The sequence below is a fragment of the Alteromonas sp. 4NS20-0143 genome, assembly GCF_057542855.1.
Genome location: NZ_BAAJLR010000002.1, coordinates 192,245 through 209,427, shown reverse-complemented (window position 1 = coordinate 209,427; position 17,183 = coordinate 192,245). Strand labels below are relative to the sequence as shown.

The window sequence follows — 17,183 nt, the reverse complement described above, 5'->3', positions numbered from 1 at the left end:
AATCGCTTTGGTTTAAAACTAGCTATGGTTTGTAACAAGCTATTGATATTTGCGAAGCGTCGAAGCGATTATTAGCCCACGTTTTTGAATAGGGATTCGTCGATGATCGTTTGGTCAATGATTTGCTGAGCCATGCCGATACATTTGCCGCACTGAGAGCCAAGCTCTAAATGCTCACGTAATTCACGCATGTTGCCTACGCCGTTAGTCTCAACAGCAGCACGAATACTCTTATCGGTTACCCCGTAGCACATACATACAAACATTATCGAATACTCCAAATGAATCTGTAAATGATAATAATTGTTATTCATGCTTTTGGCAAGGCTAGTTGAGAATAATTTTCATTAAATACGACTAATGGTTTACTGAGTCTTTTTATTTACCCGTATTGGCTTAAATTTATGGTGCTTGATAAGGCGCACTTTACCAATACGCCCGAGTTTTCCGATTATTGTTCTTCAGCAAGGGGCCAACCGCCCAGTGACTGGTAACGATTTACCATATAACAGAATAGCTCTGTGGTTTTTTGTGCATCATAAAGCGCGCTGTGTGCTTCGTTTTGGTCAAAGTCTATACCGGCAGCTCTACACGCTTTCACTAGTACCGTTTGGCCAAGAGCTAAACCTGCAAGACTTGTGGTATCAAAAGAGACAAAAGGGTGAAACGGCGTGCGTTTTATATTGCATCGGGCTATGGCTGCATTCACAAAGCCTTGGTCGAAGGCGGCGTTATGAGCCACAATGACCGAGCGCTGACAATCGGCATTCTTTTGCGCCTTGCGAACGCCTTTGCATAACTCTTTCATTGCATCGCTTTCTTCAATAGCACCTCGTAGAGCACAATTTGGATCGATACCATTAAATTCTAACGCAGCAGGTTCAAGGTTTGCGCCTTCGAAGGGCTCAATGTGGTAATGAAAGGTTTCGTCTGGGTGTAACAGACCATTTTCATCCATTTTTACCGTTACAGCAGCAAGCTCTAACAACGCATCGGTTCCAGCGATGAAACCCGCTGTTTCAACATCAATTACGACGGGAAAATAACCTCTGAAACGCTGAGATAAAGTAGGCATTGCGGTTGAAGACATAGATTCTCTTTTCAAGACAAGTGAATGTGAAGTGTCGTGAGGATAATCGCAGACACGGGTAACAATAGAACGAGATTATCGCAAGGATAATAGGCAAGTGCTAGCACGAATTAGCGCTGCACTTTATTAAGCAATTTATAAACCTGCAGCGTTAACGTTGTTAAACACCGGTTTTTCACTGCTTGGTAAATCGCAACGCCCGGTGTTAAAAAGGGTAATGCGCTCCTATAGAATGTAAATTAATAAATCACGTCTAAACTTTTTTGTGCTTAAGGCGATATACTGTTTATAGTTCGTATTTGCAGGTGCTAAGACAGCTACTCAAGCAAGTACCTAAGCAAGTACTTAATCAAGTACTCAAGCACGCGTTGGCTGCGTGGTTAAATTTTCATTTTCTAGGCTTTTGTTATGCTATCGACATCTAAAGTAGTGTGGAATTTTAAAAGAAGAGTTTCGTTAACGGGGCTCCCTTATATTTGCATGCTTGTTGTCACCGCGGCCGTTGTGATGAGCTCGACAGCAGCGCATGCGGCCATGCGCCAATACTCAGCAACAGTGGAAACGTCTAACTGGCAAGTCGATACAGAATCGCGTTTGCAGTGTACGTTAAATCATGAACTGCCCGGATACGGTGATGCCATGTTTACGAGTGTGGCGTCTAAACAGCTGAATATGGAATTTGAGCTTGATATGCATTTGCTGCCCAATCGTTTTGATGTTGCTGCGGTATACTCTGTGCCGCCAAGGTGGATGCCGGGTGTCGCACCAAAAACAATAGCGGACATGACAATGAGAAAGCAGTACAACGGCGACTTGCCTCAAGATGCGGCATGGACCATGCTTTCAGAGCTTGAAAAAGGGTTCTGGCCCACTATCTACTACCAAGATTGGTACAATAAGTACGACAAAGTGAGCGTGGCGCTGAACGCCAGTAATTTTGCCGGCGTTTATAGACAATTCGTGGAGTGTGTTTCTAACCTGCTTCCTTATACCTTCGATGATATAGCTTACACAGTATTATCTTATCAAAATAACAGCACAGAGCTGACTAAGTACTCGCAAAAGCGACTGACAATGATAGGCGAGTATCTGAAAGAAGATGGTGAGTTAGAGCTCGTGCTGCTAGACGGTTATACCGATAGCTACGGCGGGCGATGGAACAACGAGCAGCTCTCTATTAGAAGGGCGAATGAGGTTAAAAATTACCTCACTGCTATTGGCGTACCCAATGATCGTATTCAGCTAACCGGCCATGGCGAAAAGCGTTTTGTGGCGCCTAATGATACGAGAGAGTCACGAGCACAAAATCGACGAGTTGTAGTACGACTTTCTAAGTCATAGCCGCCGTAGCCTACGGTGGGCGGCTCTTATTGAAAAACTCTAATTAATAGTGCTTCCAGACAACCTTTCCTGACAGAGCCCTTATAGTAGCATTGCCTGATTGCCTGATTGCCTGATTGCCTGATTGCCTGATTGCCTGATTGGCTGATTGGCTAGCTACGCTGTATTTGCTGCGGGCTAGCCGTCAGAAGTGATAGGTGCATTATTGAGCGCCATCAACCTTTGAACGCCTTTGTTCACGCCATGCTAATACAGGAGGCACGTGGTCGGTAAATATGCCGTCTACCTTAACTATGTTGCGCAACGCGTCTAGCAAGTGCGGACCCGTTAATCCAGGTGGCAGTGCATCTTGACGATAGGTATAAGGGTGAATGGTCAGATTATTGCTGTGTGCATGTGTTACCCAGTCTGCAGCTTTAATTTTTTTACTCTTTGCGTCGTCTTGATTGAAAAGCTGAGGTACCCAAGGCCCAATACCATTTGCGTATTTAGCGACTTCTGCCATCCCTTCTGCACTTCTTATCCACGTGTAGTCAGTACTGCTTTCTTTCCAATCATTTTCGCCAATTAACATAACAACTTTGCCTTTGTAGCCTAACTCACTGCGAATTCTTTTCACTTCACTAAAGTCAAAGCATTGCAAGTAGCTGTTGTCTTGTGCACCGTCTAAATTAAATGCTTGGAGTGCGTCTATAACAATGCGGCTTGCGTCTACTCCTTCAGCTAAGTGAAAAGCAGGTGATTTAACTTCTGGATATACCCCTATGTTTTTGCCAAGCTGGCGGTTGAGTTCGCTTATTAAATCAAAGTGCTCATAAAGAGTCGCAATGCTAAAGCGAGAAGTCGTGGCGGAAAAACGTGATGGAAATACTCTGTTTTGGCTTTTATCTTCTCGTTCGTGCACGTTAAGCCTGCGTAACTCTGCTAATGTAAAATCCCGAACATAAAACCTATCGTCTTTTCGTGCTCTTTCGGGAAAGACAGTTTCCACATTGGTGACTGTCTCTAAATGTATATCGTGAAGCACAATGGGAATGTCATCTTTGGTGATCACAACATCCTGTTCAATAAAATCTGCGTTAAGTGCAAAAGCAAGCGTCGCTGCTTCAAGGGTATGCTCGGGCAAATAGCCAGAGGCGCCCCGATGAGCGATGACAGTAAATTCAAAGGCTTGGCTTTTACTGGATTTTTCAGGGCCTTCCTCATTATTCTTTACCTTGCTGCTTGTCTTGCTGTTTATCTTTTCTGGGCTTAGCCCAGCTGATGGGCCTTGTGCTTGTGATACTTTAGCAAAAGGCAAAGACATTAAGCAGAAAAATAAAAACAACGAAATCCCGTGGCGATTGTTCATCAATAGACTCAAAAGAATTCTCCAAAAGAATTGTGCGTAGTCGGGGCGCTTTATTTATCAGTTGCACAATTATAAATAGCGCTTTAATAAAAAAACGGTAACAGCAATTAGTTTGAATGGGATTAGCGACCTTCTATTAACTCAATGGCATAGCCATCGGGATCGCGGACAAAGGCAATAACGGTATTGCCGCCTTTTACTGGTCCAGGTTTACGGTAAACGTCAGCGCCATTTTGCTCAAGGTTTTCACAAAATGCATAAATATCGTCTACGCCAATGGCGATGTGGCCGTAAGCATTGCCTTTGTCGTAGGTATTTTCTCCCCAGTTATAGGTGAGCTCTAGTACAGTAGAATCTTCCTCATTGCCGTAACCCACAAAAGCGAGGGTGTATTCGTAGTCTTTATTGTCAGATTGGCGCAACAGGCGCATACCCATTAGTTCTGTGTAAAAGTGAAGTGATGCGTCTAGATTTTCAACGCGAAGCATAGTGTGGAGCATTCTCATAGTCGTTCCTTTCATTAATATAGTATTGATAAGTCATTGATACGTTATCGAAACACGTTTGATTAAGAGTAATAGGTAATTGTTAATACTTGAAGACACAGTTTAAATTGCTGGATTTAAATCGATGGGGTTAAATCGAACGGTCTATATTAGGGCATGCCTTAATAAGCCGATAAGAAAATGAGTGGTTTATTGACGGCATGCCTTTATTCACACCCTAATTTTCTCTCAATTTTCGAAAATAAAAGGGTTTTAAACGTAAATCACAAATTTTTTCAAACGAGGAGAAAATAAAACCAAATTAAAATCACATGAAAAAAATCAATAAAATCCATATAAAACAGTTTCTTGCTATTTAATTTGGCTTTTTTTTGGGTGAGGTTGATAAATCAATGGTGAAAAGGTTAGACATGCCCATGCTTTGCATGTATCTTACGCGGGCTTTAGATATGTTTTACGCTTTACCTAATACTGCTTTGTACCACTCTTTTATTCCTTCAATTGAAGTTTTATATAGATATACATCTGCTTTACTAGCTCGTTTATGTCTATCGCTATCGGTGATTTCACCACTTAAACATCAATTTTTTAAAAGGTATATATTATGTCTAATTCTGTAAACGGTACAGTAAAATGGTTTAACGAAGAAAAAGGTTTTGGTTTCCTAACTCAAGACGGCGGCGGTAAAGACGTATTCGTACATTTCCGTTCAATCGCTTCTGACGGTTTCAAAACTCTTTCTGAAGGCCAAGCGGTAAGCTTCGAAGTAGAACAAGGTCAAAAAGGCCCACAAGCAGCTAACGTTGTTGTTCGATAAGCTAAAAGACGCTTAGAGTCTTTGAAGTGATTAGGCTCTCTTATGAGAGCCTAACATAAAGTTTTTGAAATTTCTTACTACCAATTGCTGACCACAAAAGGAATACTAAAAACAACAATATAATAATGATAAAAGAAGTAATTAATTTGCACATCCAATCTATAAAAAACTCCCCAGTACAAACTCCAATTTCCAATATTTCAGTCTATAAAAACAGCATTGCTTTTACCGAAGTAAACAGCAAACGTCATATTGAATTCAGTTCTAAGAAAGAAACTAGAGCCTACCTTAATTGGTTATTAAACTTTTCATAACGCTTTCAGTGTTGATTAAATTCGTATTTGATTAGCTAGCCTAGCTCGAGAAAAGTGCTTAATACATTCTCATAAACCAAATTTCCAAAAAGCCCGTGTCAGAAACGCGTAATTAAAAGCTCGTAGGAATAACCGCATAAGAAAAGCCGCGAAATAGAACAGCCAACATCCATGTTAACTGTTATCTCGTATCTTGATGCTATTTTGCGCCTTTTAAGTCTACGTCTGTATCTGCCAAGAGATAGATACTAGCCGCATAAGCTGCAATGTTTTGCGCGAGCTCCTCAGGATTGATTTTATCCAGCGTGTCATCAGGTGTATGGTGTAAGTCAAAGTAATCACGTCCATTCTGATTCAGTCTGATAGTGGGTACGCCTTTCGCTGCTAATGGAATAATATCTGGGCCTCCGCCTGCGATGTCAGAGCCGCCTCGAATAATGCCTAATGGTGACAGTATCTTAGCGATATCGTCCACGAGTTGCGTTGCGTCTGAATTAACATTTGATACTAGCTGCCAGACTGTTTGCGCGCCAAAATCTGACTCAGTGGCCACAACGTGATTTGCTAAATTTGCCTCGTGCTGTTTTGCATAGGCAAAAGCACCTAATAGGCCTACTTCTTCAGCGCCAAACATAACAACGCGTATGGTGCGTTTAGGTCGCTTTGGAAGCTTAGCAATAAGCGCTGCGGCTGCAGTGGTAATCGCAACACCAGCACCGTCATCAACCGCACCTGTTCCCAAGTCCCAGCTGTCTAAATGTCCGCCAATGAGTACAATCTCTTCTGGCTTCTCACTACCAACGATATCGAGGATCACATTGCCACTGCTCACTTCACCTTTCCACTTGGATTCACTGTGAAGCGACATGGAAAGCGGTTTATTGGCTTGATGAAGGCGGCGAAGGTGGTCGGCATCTGGATTAGAAACAGCAATAACGGGTATGTTTGCCCATTCGTCGCCGTTTTTACTCATCATGCCTGTATGGGGAAAACGGTGGGAGTCAGAGCCAACAGAACGCACAACAAGCGCACTTGCTCCACCACGCTGTGCATGTTGCCATCCAATGCGTCGACGCTGATTAGCCTGTCCGTAGCCCGCACCAGTTTGGCTTTTAACCATGGCGTCGCCGTCAACAAAGGCAATTTTTCCCTTTAGCTCTGAGTCTTTGATATCTGTTAAGGCGTGAATGTCGCGAAAATAAACAACATCGGCATTAACTTCACTCTCGCTCGGGGCAGCGCCGCCAAGGGCTGTTCCATAAAGCGGCTGTTGATAAGGAGAGGTGAGCGTAATATGTAAGTGACCACGATCCCAAAAAGGCATTGTGAACTCTTCTATAGATACCCTATCAAAACCTAACTCTCTTCCAAGCTCAGCACCCCAGTTCCTTGCGCGAGCCTCAGCCTCTGAACCACCTAATCGAGGACCGACTTCTGTTGTCAGTGATGTGACTATGTCATACCCCATATCACTTTTAAGAGCTGTTTGTATGAGTTGTTCTGCGGTTTCTTTTTGTGAATCGGTAATGGGGGAGGGAGCGGCGAGTAAGGATGTGCTAAACACTCCCACTAATGCACTCAGTGTTACTGCTTTAAGTTGTAGCATGACATCTCCAAGTTCTTGTTTGTCAATTTTGTGTTTTTATTTTTGTTAGTAGTGCGTTTTGATTTCTACTGTACATTTTTGAAGCATGACTCAATCATAACGACTGCATAGTGAATGTCGATATTGCATGCTGCAAGAACGTGATTTCAGAGGACAGGTGGCTCCGATTTTTACGATTTGCGCTTAACGGGCTTTGCTTTCTTCTTAGCCGCTAGTGTTTTCTTCTTTTCCTGCTCTTTAATAACTTCATTGATGAAGCTTTTTCGCCCAAACTCTCTTGTTATTAGGCATCGGTCTAACGAAAAGCCTCTAGCCGGGCAATATTCACGGCCGTAAAAAATTATTTGTAGATGTAAGTCGTTCCATCTCTCTCTAGGGAATAGGCGTTTAGCATCACGCTCTGTTTGCTCGACACTTTTGCCGTTTGATAAACCCCAGCGATACATTAAACGATGAATATGTGTGTCTACGGGAAAGGCAGGAACGCCGAATGCTTGAGACATGACTACGGACGCTGTTTTGTGGCCCACAGCAGGCATAGCTTCAAGAGCCGTAAAATCTTGAGGAACCTTGCCGTCATGCTGCTTAATGATCATGTCAGAGAGGTGCCAAATACCTTTTGACTTCATTGGCGATAGGCCGCAGGGTCTTATTATATTTTGAATTTCTTCAATGCTCATTTTGACCATGTCGAATGGGTTATCTGCTTTGGCAAAAAGCTTCGGTGTTATTTGATTAACACGTTCATCGGTACATTGCGCAGAAAGTAATACGGCGACTAATAGAGTGTATGGGTCGGTATGATCAAGAGGAACAGGAATTTCAGGGTAAAGTTCGTCGAGAATATCCATGATGGCCTGGACTTTTTCGTGTTTTGACAATGTTTTTACAGCGTCACCCATGAATGTGCTCTCTTAATAATAATTATAGTTAACTTGAACCCTGTTTAAGGAACGGTCCGCTGATGGCTATGTTTCTGCGGTAATTCTCACCCGTTCAGCTTTCGCTTTCGGTGTTGTCTCTTTTTCAGCGATTTTCGCGTCTATCATGTTTTTGACTGCGATTAATAAGCCCATGGCTAAAAATGCGCCGGGTGGCAAAATGGCCAGTAAAAAAGGACTGTCTGTTTCAAACAGCGTGATTGTCCAGTTTTGTGCGACCTCACCGAATAGCCTATCGGCACCGGTAAACAAGGTACCCGCCCCTAAAATTTCCCTGAGACCGCCTAAAATTACGAGAACTGCGGTGAATCCAAGTCCCATCATCATGCCGTCGTAGGCCGAGGCGAGAGGTTGATTCTTGGAAGCAAATGCTTCTGCGCGGCCAATGATGGCGCAGTTGGTAACAATGAGAGGGATGAATATTCCCAGTGCCAAATACAGATCGTAGGTGTAGGCGTTCATTAGTAGCTGAACAATAGTAACAAATGAGGCGATGATCATAACGAATACGGGAATACGGATTTCGTTACGCACAATATTACGCACAAGCGACACAGTAACGTTGCTGCCGATAAGAACAAGCATGGTCGCCAAACCTAGCCCTAACCCGTTTATAAAGGTAGAGGTGACTGCAAGTAATGGACATAGCCCGAGAAGCTGGACTAGAGCAGGATTATTCTTCCATAGTCCTTGAAGCGATAAATCGCGAAAATCTGTCATGATGGCTGCTCCTGACTGTCGGCGTTTATATCATTATCGATTCGGCATTGATTGGGGGCGTCAAATAAGCCGGTCTGATTCTCTTCCACGTAAATCAGTGCATTTTTAACGGCATTAACCACCGCTCGTGGGGTAATTGTTGCCCCTGTAAATTGATCGAACTCACCACCGTCTTTTTTTACCTGCCACGGTGCGAGGTTATCACTAGAAAAGTCTTTTCCTGCGAATGTTTTTATCCAGTCGCTAATGGCAAGCTCTACCTTATCGCCAAGCCCTGGGGTCTCTTTATGCTCAACAACACGAACGCCCAGCACATTGAGATTAACATCAACGCCAATAACCATGTCGATGTTGCCGCTATATCCATCAGGGGCTGTGGCTTGTACAACAAGCCCACTGGGTTGACCGTCAAGGCGGGCTCGATATACAGCATGATTGCCTGGACCAAGGGCCGAAGAATCAATAACAGTACAGTCGGCGTAGAGCGGGTTAGTGTGAAGTCTACTTGGCACCACTTCGTTAAGAACACTCAAAAGCTTGCGTCTTTTTTGCTCTTCAATAGTGTCTTTTGTACCAAAGAAAGTAACGGCAATAAGTGCGGTAGTCACAATCGCGAAGGCACCTAGCATCGCGCCGTTTTTAATCAGGCTATCTTTTATTGGACGATCTTTAAAAAAGCTGTCTTTTGACATTACTTAGCCCCCCGTTTGCTACTCACATTTTTTCCATAAACTCGTGGGCGTGTGTAGTAGTCAATTAAGGGCACTGCCATGTTCATGATAATAACTGCAAACGCTACGGCGTCGGGATAACCACCAAATACACGGATAATAACGACCCAGAATCCAATAGCAGCACCAAAAATGATTCGGCCCTTTGGGGTGGTGGATGCCGATACGGGGTCGGTGGCAATAAAAAATGCACCGACAATGACTGCGCCGTTGAGTAAATGAAATAGAGGTGAAGCGTACAGGTCGCCGTTAACTAAGTGCAGTACCGCTGCGCAAACAAACACACTGATTATCATGCTGCCAGGAATATGCCAGCTAATTACGCGGGTTTTCACTAAGGCCAGACCGCCAAGTAGGTAAGCGAGACTAACCCAGCCCCAACCAGCACCTGCTGCATCAAATAGGCTACCGTCAAATGTGGGTTTCGCTAATGACTCTGAGTATGTAAGCCCCTGCGTTAAATCAGTTTTTAATGTATCTAGAGGCGTGGCCATAGTGACTCCATCAACCATGGATGCGCCGCCGGCTATCGTTCTAAGTTGAGTAACATCATAGCCGCTGGTGGTAAATCCGGTAAAAATAAGTGATGCCGAGTCGAGAAAACTAGGTGTAATGGCGGCATGTGTTGCAGCAGGAAGCCACAAACTCATCGCTGCCGGAAACGAGATAAGTAGCACCACGTAAGCTATCATAGCGGGATTGAATATATTGAAACCAAGCCCACCGTAAACTTGTTTTGCAACGGCAATGGCAAAAAACACCCCAATAATAGTCATCCACCAAGGTAGGGTAGGTGGAATACTGATAGCGATAAGCAGGCCCGTTAGCACCGCACTATAGTCAGTAAGCGTTCTCTCAATAGGGCGCTTTCGCAAATACAATATCACGCCTTCAAATATGAGCGCGCTAGCCACTGCGATGACAGCTTGAATAAGCATGCCCCAACCAAAAAACCACGACTGCGCTATCATGCCAGGGATCATGGCATAAATGACTATGCGCATGACTTGGCCCGTATCTCGTTTTACGCGCTGATGTGGTGAGCTTGATAAACTTAATTTCATTTCAACTCTTTCTCTTTATCAATAGCTGCTTTTTTGGCTTTGGCTTTTGCCACCGCAGCTGCAATACGCGCTTTTTTCGCATCTGCGGCACTTTTAGCATCTCCGCCACTGTTAGAATTTGCGGTACTATTCTTTTGTGGATGGTGATTTTGTGAACCGTGCTCTTGCGAACCAGTCTCTTCCTTATTACTCGGTGTGCTGATGCTTTCGTTTTTTGACACCTCAGCGGCTTCATTACTCTCTCTTTTGCTGATATGACTTTCTTCACTGCTGGTTTTGCTTATTGCACCGCTATTAATGCTCTGCTTTGCACTAGCTTTTTTCGCTTTTGCTTTAGCCACCGCAGCTGCAATACGGGCTTTCTTCTCATCAGCCTCACTTAAAGGCGTATCATTTACCTCAGTGTCACCCGTGGTGCTCGCAAGTTCCGCTTCTTTAGCGGGCTCAGCGTTAGAAGACTCAGATTTAGAAGGCTCAGCTTCAGAAGGCTTAGCTTCAAAAGACGAGGGCTCATCGCTAGATGGCGCAGATGACTGTTGAGCTGACTTTTTGGCTTTAGCTCTCGCTATGGCAGCAGCAATCTTCGCTTTTTTATCATCAACGTCTGCTGTGCCCGAAGATGACACCTCGGATGCGTTTGCCGTCCGAGCTTCCTTCTTTGCTTTTGCTCTGGCAATTGCTGCCGCGACTTGCGCCTTTTTATCACTACCCGATCCCTCGCTTGATTCGCCGCTTGAACCGCCGCTTGAATCGACTACTGTTACCGGGGCGCTTTCTTGCGTCTTAGGCTCAGATTGACTTTGATTACTGACATTACTTTGTAGCGCTGCTTTTTTAGCTTTAGCTCGGGCAAGTGCCGCCGCCACTTTGTCTTTGGTGTCACTCGCCGGTTGTGCTGGTGCGTCAGTGTTTGCCGGTTTAGCTTGATTTGCTGCCAGTCGCGCCTCTTTTGCTCTGCGATGCTTTTCTTCTCTTTCGCGTTTTTCCCGCTCTAGGCGCTCATTTCTGGCTTCAAAACGCCGCTTAGCTTTTTCAGCTTTATTCTTTTCATCTCGTTGGGTGCGAATGTCAGCTTTAGCCTGTCTGTAGTAGTGCACCAGTGGAATTTCACTAGGGCATACATACGCACATGCACCGCATTCTATGCAGTCGAATAAGTCGTACTCTTCCGCTTTGTCATACTCTTTGGCTTTCGCATGCCAAAACATTTGCTGTGGCAGTAAAGACGCTGGACAAGCATCAGCACAGGCGCTGCATCTAATACAAGGACGCTCAGCATTGTCGTCTACCAATTCTTTTTTGCTGGGTACTAGCAAGCAGTTTGTTGTTTTTATAATAGGAATGGTGGCATCTGATAAAGTGAACCCCATCATAGGGCCGCCCATTACTACTTTCGGTGCTTTTTGTTTTTTTGGATTGTACTGGGCCTGTTCAAGTAAATGAGCAACAGGTGTACCAATAAGTGCTTTGAAATTGCCTGGCTGTTTAACGGCTTCTCCCGTCACCGTCACCACTCTCTCTACGAGAGGCTTTCCCTGCAAAATGGCATCGGCTACTGCGTAGCAAGTACCGACGTTAAACATGACCACGCCGATATCAACAGGTAAGCCGTCGCGGGGAACCTCTCTGCCAGTGAGCACTTGAATAAGCTGCTTTTCACCGCCGGCAGGGTACTTTGTTTCCACACTAACAACTCGGTAAGCATCTTTGTCTTGGCAGGCAATGTTTAATGCCTGAAGTGCTTCCGGCTTGTTGTCTTCTATCGCTACAATAATGGCCTTGGGGTTAATAAGGTGCGCTAATATGTCGAGCCCTTGCCTAATTTGCCAGGCATGCTCTCTCATCAAACGGTCATCTGATGTGATATAGGGCTCACACTCAATGCCGTTTAACACCAAAAACTCTATAGGCTTCGATGTTGATGTTTTTATATGTGTTGGAAACCCTGCGCCGCCCATCCCAGAAATACCTGCTTGGCAGATATGGTTAATTAATTCGTTTTTATTGACCTCTGTGTAATTGGGAATAGGACTTAAATCACACCATGTATCATTTCCATCAGGTTTCAATGTGATACACATCTCAGTTAACCCACTAGGGTGGGCAACAACATGTGGTGCAATTGCGATAATTTCGCCGGATGTGGGCGCGTGCACCGGCACCGCAAACGGCGTTGCGCTTTGCGACAGTATTTGCCCTTTTTGCACCTTATCGCCCACTTCAACGCAGCACGCGCCATCAGAGCCAATATGCTGACGCATAGGAATAATAAGATGCGCTGGTAAAGAAGGCACTTGTATCGTCGTTGTATTGGATAGCGACTTTTTGTCGTCGGGGTGCACGCCACCTGGAAACGAATACAGCTTGTTGTTGTTCAGCGTTTCAATAATGGAATCAAAGCTTGGAGATAACACGATTAAGACACCATTTTTATTGGAATGTCACCTTTCGGTGATGAAGAAAAATCCCAGTTCCAGGTGGACGTTGTTTGAACCAATGGAACCATATCAATGCAGTCTACGGGGCAGGGATCAACACACAAGTCGCAACCGGTACATTCATCGACAATAACGGTGTGCATATGCTTAGCAGCCCCTAAAATAGCGTCTACTGGACAGGCCTGAATGCATTTTGTACATCCAATACATTCGTCTTCGCGAATGAACGCTACTTTTTTTGTATCTTCTTCACCGTGAGCAGCATCAAGGGGTTTAGCTTCAACACCCATTAAATCCGCAAGCTTTTTAATTGTTGATTCACCACCAGGAGGACACTTATTAATATCATCCCCGTTAGCGATGGCTTCGGCGTAGGGTTTACATCCTGGGTAGCCGCATTGACCGCATTGAGTTTGAGGCAGAACTTCGTCAATTTGCTCTACAAGTGGGTCGCCTTCAACATGAAAACGGATACTGGCGTAGCCAAGAATAAGGCCAAAGATAACGGCAAGAACACCAATAGTAATAACAGCAAATGAAATAGACATTACACTTTCACCAATCCGCTGAACCCCATAAAGGCGAGGGACATTAAACCTGCTGTTATCATTGCAATGGAGGCTCCTTTGAAAGAAACGGGCACATCTGCGGCCGCAAGGCGCTCTCGCATTGCGGCGAATAAAATAAGTACTAATGAAAAGCCAAGGGCTGCGCCGAATCCATAAATGAGGCTCTGCATAAAGTTGTGCTGTTCGGTTAGGTTGAGTAACGCCACGCCAAGTACTGCGCAATTAGTGGTGATTAGGGGGAGAAAAATACCCAATAGTCTGTAAAGCGTAGGACTCGTTTTGTGCACTACCATTTCGGTGAATTGAACAACTACTGCAATGACCAAAATAAAGGCAAGGGTGCGAAGATAACTTAGCCCGAGAGGAGCCAATAAATAGGTTTCAACGAGATAGCTTGACGCTGATGCTAACGTGAGCACAAATGTGGTTGCCATAGACATGCCCATAGCCGTTTCTAGCTTGCTTGAAACGCCCATGAACGGACACAAGCCCAAAAACTTCACCAATACGAAGTTGTTTACTAATACTGTGCCAATCAATAGCAGTAAAAAATCAGTCATGAAAAACCCAAATGAATAACCAATAGAAACGCTCAAGAAGGCGAGGGGATCTTTGGTAAATTTTATGCGCGCTCTAATCGCAAATAAATAAGAAAAAATAGCAGCGCTATTATCGCTTTTTACAGCCGTTTTAACAACTTGATTGAATTAGGGTAATTTAATGAATTTGGGTTAAATAATGAAAATATGGAGGAGTAATTCAAGAACTGAATAAAAGAGATGTATAAATACGGCATTGATGATGTGGGAGTTGCTTGGAGCCAATCAAGTGGCTCCCCCTCCCCGACTCGAACGGGGGACCTGCGGATTAACAGTCCGTCGCTCTAACCAACTGAGCTAAGGGGGAATTGACACTTAATTTGCTGCTGAAGTTGGCTCCCCCTCCCCGACTCGAACGGGGGACCTGCGGATTAACAGTCCGTCGCTCTAACCAACTGAGCTAAGGGGGACCTGTGCTTCAACGGGGGCGAATATTAAAGAGGTACTTAGTTGCTGTCAACAATATATCTAAAATATTTGTACTGACTGCACAAAAAATAACTTTTTAACGTCTTGATGCTTAATTTGTCACCAATGGGTTAAAATTAATGATTAATTAGTGAACGAAAGCCTCAATATCACCTTTATTACGTTTTTACGGTCACTTGAACAACACGCTTAGAATGTTTTGTTTTTTATATCCCATTACTTGAAATTACTATAACAAAATAGAATAAAAAAAAGCTTTGATACTGATATTATATACAGTCTTTAATAAAACTGTAACCTGAACGTAAGGATTAAAAGGTTAGTCACTACTTACCTTTTATTTTGCTTTTAGGTCATAAAATCCCGCCAACTATGGTCTTGCGTTAGTTATCCACTAAATCTGTGGATAACTATGTTGATAGATTGATTTGGTGCTAATTCATTGCACGATCCTTGTCCTTTTGATCTCTGTTTTAAATTGCATGTAACTTATAAATAATAAGTAAAAACAATAACCTGAATTCATATTCGCGATCTCAGTATAAGATCGAAATAGATCTCATGGACAAAATTTAGCTTGTGTGTTAATTCAACGACTGACTAAATGCTATGCAGCTAAATTTATGTTTTATCAAAGGTTGTTACATTACTGTAACAAGATTTACGTGTTGCTAAACCTTCGAATTTTGAGTGCAAAGGGCTAAAAAGCCAGTTTTGCTGACGTATAAGGTAGGAATATGCTGCCGGCATCGATAGCTGATAGAAAATAGATGATTAAAAATAGGGTATTTTACTAACAAAGATTAATTTTGGTGGCTAAATATACATTTCGACCAATTCGTCCCCAAATCTAGCTCGAGCTGAAGAAATAATGCTGTTTTGCATATTTGGTACCAGCGAAGTTAGCGTTCTAAAAATTGTTAACATGTGGCTCAGTATCAAAGGAAGTCCAGTATTTACTGAAGCCTAGTATCAAGTAAACAGAAAGGGTCATACTCCTCTTTCACTCTAATAAATTGCAGCAGACGTTTTCAACCCATAGTTCATCGTGTTGACGTGGCGTAACGATGGGTACTCTTTTACACTGATGTGTCGATGGTGCGTTTGCCAAAATCGGTAATGCAAACCCGGCAATGCACGCGCAAACGGCTCGCGTACATAGAACATCATCATTACACACACCGTCATCGCATTGTGCGGTTTATACACGTAAAATTATCAGTGAGCGCTTAAACACCATGAATCAGGAGCATAAGTGATAAAAAATAAGTCATCCTCAAAAGCGTCTAATCTTTTAGAGGGAAATATAGCGTCCACGTTAAAGCGTATGACCATCCCCATGATTTTGGGCATGATAATGATGATGAGCTTCGGCTTAATTGATACGTTTTTTGTTAGCTTGCTAGGCACTGAGCAATTAGCAGCGATAAGCTTTACATTCCCAGTGACGTTTACGGTGATCAGTTTAACTATCGGCCTGGGTATCGGTACTTCTGCAATAATTGGCCGGCTGCAGGGCAGTAAGGAAATAGAGAAGTCGAAACTTTACGCCACCGGTTCTTTAATGCTGTCAGCAATGTTGGTTGGCGTGTTGGCTACCATAGGTTTCTTTTCTATAACGCCGGTATTTTCTTTATTAAACGCTTCTGAACGACTCATGCCATATATCTCTGACTACATGGGGCTTTGGTACGTGTCGAGCGTATTTCTTGCTCTACCAATGGTTGGAAATAGCGTATTGCGCGCCTGCGGTGATACCAAAACACCGAGCATAGTGATGGCTTCTGTTGGCGGTTTAAACGCTTTGTTAGACCCTTTATTTATCTTTGGCTTTGGTCCAATTCCCGCGATGGGAATTCAGGGCGCGGCACTTGCCACATTTATTGCATGGCTCGTGGGAGCGTGTTGGATAATTTATATACTGGCAGTACGCCGCAAATTAATGCTGCCTCGTTTGCTGACGCTGAGTGAACTTCGCAGCAGCAGCCGAGACATTCTGAAAATTGGTTTACCCGCTGCAGGTGCCAATATGCTCACGCCAATTGCTGGTGGCGTAATGACTGCAATAGTGGCGAGTTATGGCGCAGAAGCGGTTGCCGCGTGGGGAGTGGGGAATCGAATGGAGTCTATTGCAAGTATCGTTGTACTCGCGCTATCAATGACATTGCCTCCTTTTATCAGTCAAAACGTAGGCGCACTGCAAATTGAGCGAGTGAAACGCGCCTATTCCATTACCTTGAAGTTCGTATTGATATGGCAGTTTATTGTCTTTTTGGCTATGTGGGGATTATCAGGGTGGATAGCGCAAGCTTTTGCTCATGAGGCTGAAGTGGGTAGTTTAATACAGTTGTTTTTAATGATTGTACCCCTAGGTTATGGCATGCAGGGAGTTATTGTTCTGACTAATTCATCGTTAAATGCAATGCATCGTCCGATGACCGCACTTGTTCTCAGCGTCATCCGCTTGTTCGTTTTTTTCGTACCCATTAGCGTTTTAGGAAGTTATTTATATGGTCTACAAGGATTATTCGTCGGTAATGTGATTGCTAATGTGGCAATGGCAGGTGTATCACTCTTTGTATTTAAAAGAGCCTTAGCGCAGGCCGTAACTAAAGAGCATGCTAATTTAGTTGACGCCAACCCAGTTAGCACAAAATAAAGGTGTAG

The 17,183-nt window shown here is 43.8% G+C and carries 15 protein-coding genes and 2 tRNA genes; 3 read left to right on the top strand and 14 right to left on the bottom strand.

All coding sequences use genetic code 11. The features are described from left to right. Window positions 1–71: 71 nt before the first annotated feature. Both AC27HD_RS04665 and rnt read right to left on the bottom strand, forming a co-directional pair. A complete protein-coding gene (locus AC27HD_RS04665) occupies window positions 72–266 on the bottom strand; it encodes a bacterioferritin-associated ferredoxin (protein ID WP_032094496.1) in 195 nt (64 codons plus the stop codon). A gap of 185 nt (window positions 267–451) precedes the next feature. Further along, window positions 452–1,090, bottom strand: coding sequence for a ribonuclease T (gene rnt, locus AC27HD_RS04660; protein ID WP_487104139.1), 639 nt, complete (start codon window positions 1,088–1,090; stop codon window positions 452–454). Between the two features lie 480 nt (window positions 1,091–1,570). On the opposite strand from rnt, the gene AC27HD_RS04655 reads away from it, so the two are divergent. Further along, window positions 1,571–2,431 carry a flagellar protein MotY gene (locus tag AC27HD_RS04655; protein ID WP_487104691.1) on the top strand — a complete coding sequence of 287 codons (861 nt, stop codon included), beginning with the start codon at window positions 1,571–1,573 and terminating at the stop codon, window positions 2,429–2,431. Window positions 2,432–2,633: 202 nt separating this feature from the next. Here the strand turns inward: AC27HD_RS04655 and glpQ are convergent, their stop codons facing one another. Further along, the gene (gene glpQ, locus AC27HD_RS04650) at window positions 2,634–3,794 is read right to left on the bottom strand and encodes a glycerophosphodiester phosphodiesterase (RefSeq protein ID WP_487104137.1); all 1,161 of its coding nucleotides are present in this window, start codon (window positions 3,792–3,794) and stop codon (window positions 2,634–2,636) included. A 110-nt stretch (window positions 3,795–3,904) separates the two neighbouring features. Then, window positions 3,905–4,288 carry a lactoylglutathione lyase gene (gene gloA, locus AC27HD_RS04645; RefSeq protein ID WP_487104135.1) on the bottom strand — a complete coding sequence of 128 codons (384 nt, stop codon included), beginning with the start codon at window positions 4,286–4,288 and terminating at the stop codon, window positions 3,905–3,907. 604 nt (window positions 4,289–4,892) lie between these two features. Between gloA and cspE the strand changes: the two genes are divergently transcribed. After that, complete coding sequence (gene cspE / locus AC27HD_RS04640; protein WP_032094499.1) at window positions 4,893–5,105, top strand: transcription antiterminator/RNA stability regulator CspE; 213 nt, start codon at window positions 4,893–4,895, stop codon at window positions 5,103–5,105. A 513-nt stretch (window positions 5,106–5,618) separates the two neighbouring features. Here the strand turns inward: cspE and AC27HD_RS04635 are convergent. The 10 genes from AC27HD_RS04635 to AC27HD_RS04590 all read right to left on the bottom strand — a co-directional run bounded on the left by AC27HD_RS04635 (window position 5,619) and on the right by AC27HD_RS04590 (window position 14,497). Then, the gene (locus AC27HD_RS04635) at window positions 5,619–7,025 is read right to left on the bottom strand and encodes a M20/M25/M40 family metallo-hydrolase (RefSeq protein ID WP_487104133.1); all 1,407 of its coding nucleotides are present in this window, start codon (window positions 7,023–7,025) and stop codon (window positions 5,619–5,621) included. 170 nt (window positions 7,026–7,195) lie between these two features. Next, window positions 7,196–7,927, bottom strand: a complete 732-nt coding sequence (locus AC27HD_RS04630; RefSeq protein ID WP_487104131.1) for an endonuclease III domain-containing protein — start codon at window positions 7,925–7,927, stop codon at window positions 7,196–7,198. 66 nt (window positions 7,928–7,993) lie between these two features. Continuing rightward, window positions 7,994–8,686: an electron transport complex subunit E gene (locus AC27HD_RS04625; protein WP_487104129.1), complete on the bottom strand. Its 693-nt coding sequence runs from the start codon at window positions 8,684–8,686 to the stop codon at window positions 7,994–7,996. After that, window positions 8,683–9,378, bottom strand: a complete 696-nt coding sequence (gene rsxG, locus AC27HD_RS04620; protein WP_487104127.1) for an electron transport complex subunit RsxG — start codon at window positions 9,376–9,378, stop codon at window positions 8,683–8,685. Before rsxG ends, AC27HD_RS04625 begins: the two co-directional genes overlap by 4 nt. Next, on the bottom strand, window positions 9,378–10,481 hold the full coding sequence (gene rsxD / locus AC27HD_RS04615; RefSeq protein WP_487104125.1) for an electron transport complex subunit RsxD: 1,104 nt from the start codon (window positions 10,479–10,481) through the stop codon (window positions 9,378–9,380). Before rsxD ends, rsxG begins: the two co-directional genes overlap by 1 nt. Then, window positions 10,478–12,895 carry an electron transport complex subunit RsxC gene (gene rsxC, locus AC27HD_RS04610; RefSeq protein WP_487104123.1) on the bottom strand — a complete coding sequence of 806 codons (2,418 nt, stop codon included), beginning with the start codon at window positions 12,893–12,895 and terminating at the stop codon, window positions 10,478–10,480. The genes rsxD and rsxC overlap by 4 nt, the downstream gene beginning before the upstream one ends. A gap of 2 nt (window positions 12,896–12,897) precedes the next feature. Continuing rightward, entirely contained in the window at window positions 12,898–13,467 is a 570-nt protein-coding gene (gene rsxB / locus AC27HD_RS04605; protein WP_032094506.1) for an electron transport complex subunit RsxB, read from the bottom strand. Continuing rightward, window positions 13,467–14,048, bottom strand: coding sequence for an electron transport complex subunit RsxA (gene rsxA, locus AC27HD_RS04600; protein ID WP_032094593.1), 582 nt, complete (start codon window positions 14,046–14,048; stop codon window positions 13,467–13,469). Before rsxA ends, rsxB begins: the two co-directional genes overlap by 1 nt. 269 nt (window positions 14,049–14,317) lie before the next feature. Next, a tRNA-Asn gene (locus AC27HD_RS04595) sits at window positions 14,318–14,394 on the bottom strand. Window positions 14,395–14,420: 26 nt separating this feature from the next. Continuing rightward, window positions 14,421–14,497 (bottom strand) — tRNA-Asn (locus AC27HD_RS04590). Between the two features lie 1,274 nt (window positions 14,498–15,771). Between AC27HD_RS04590 and AC27HD_RS04585 the strand changes: the two genes are divergently transcribed. Then, entirely contained in the window at window positions 15,772–17,175 is a 1,404-nt protein-coding gene (locus AC27HD_RS04585) for an MATE family efflux transporter (RefSeq protein ID WP_487104120.1), read from the top strand. The last annotated feature ends 8 nt before the right edge of the window (window positions 17,176–17,183 follow it).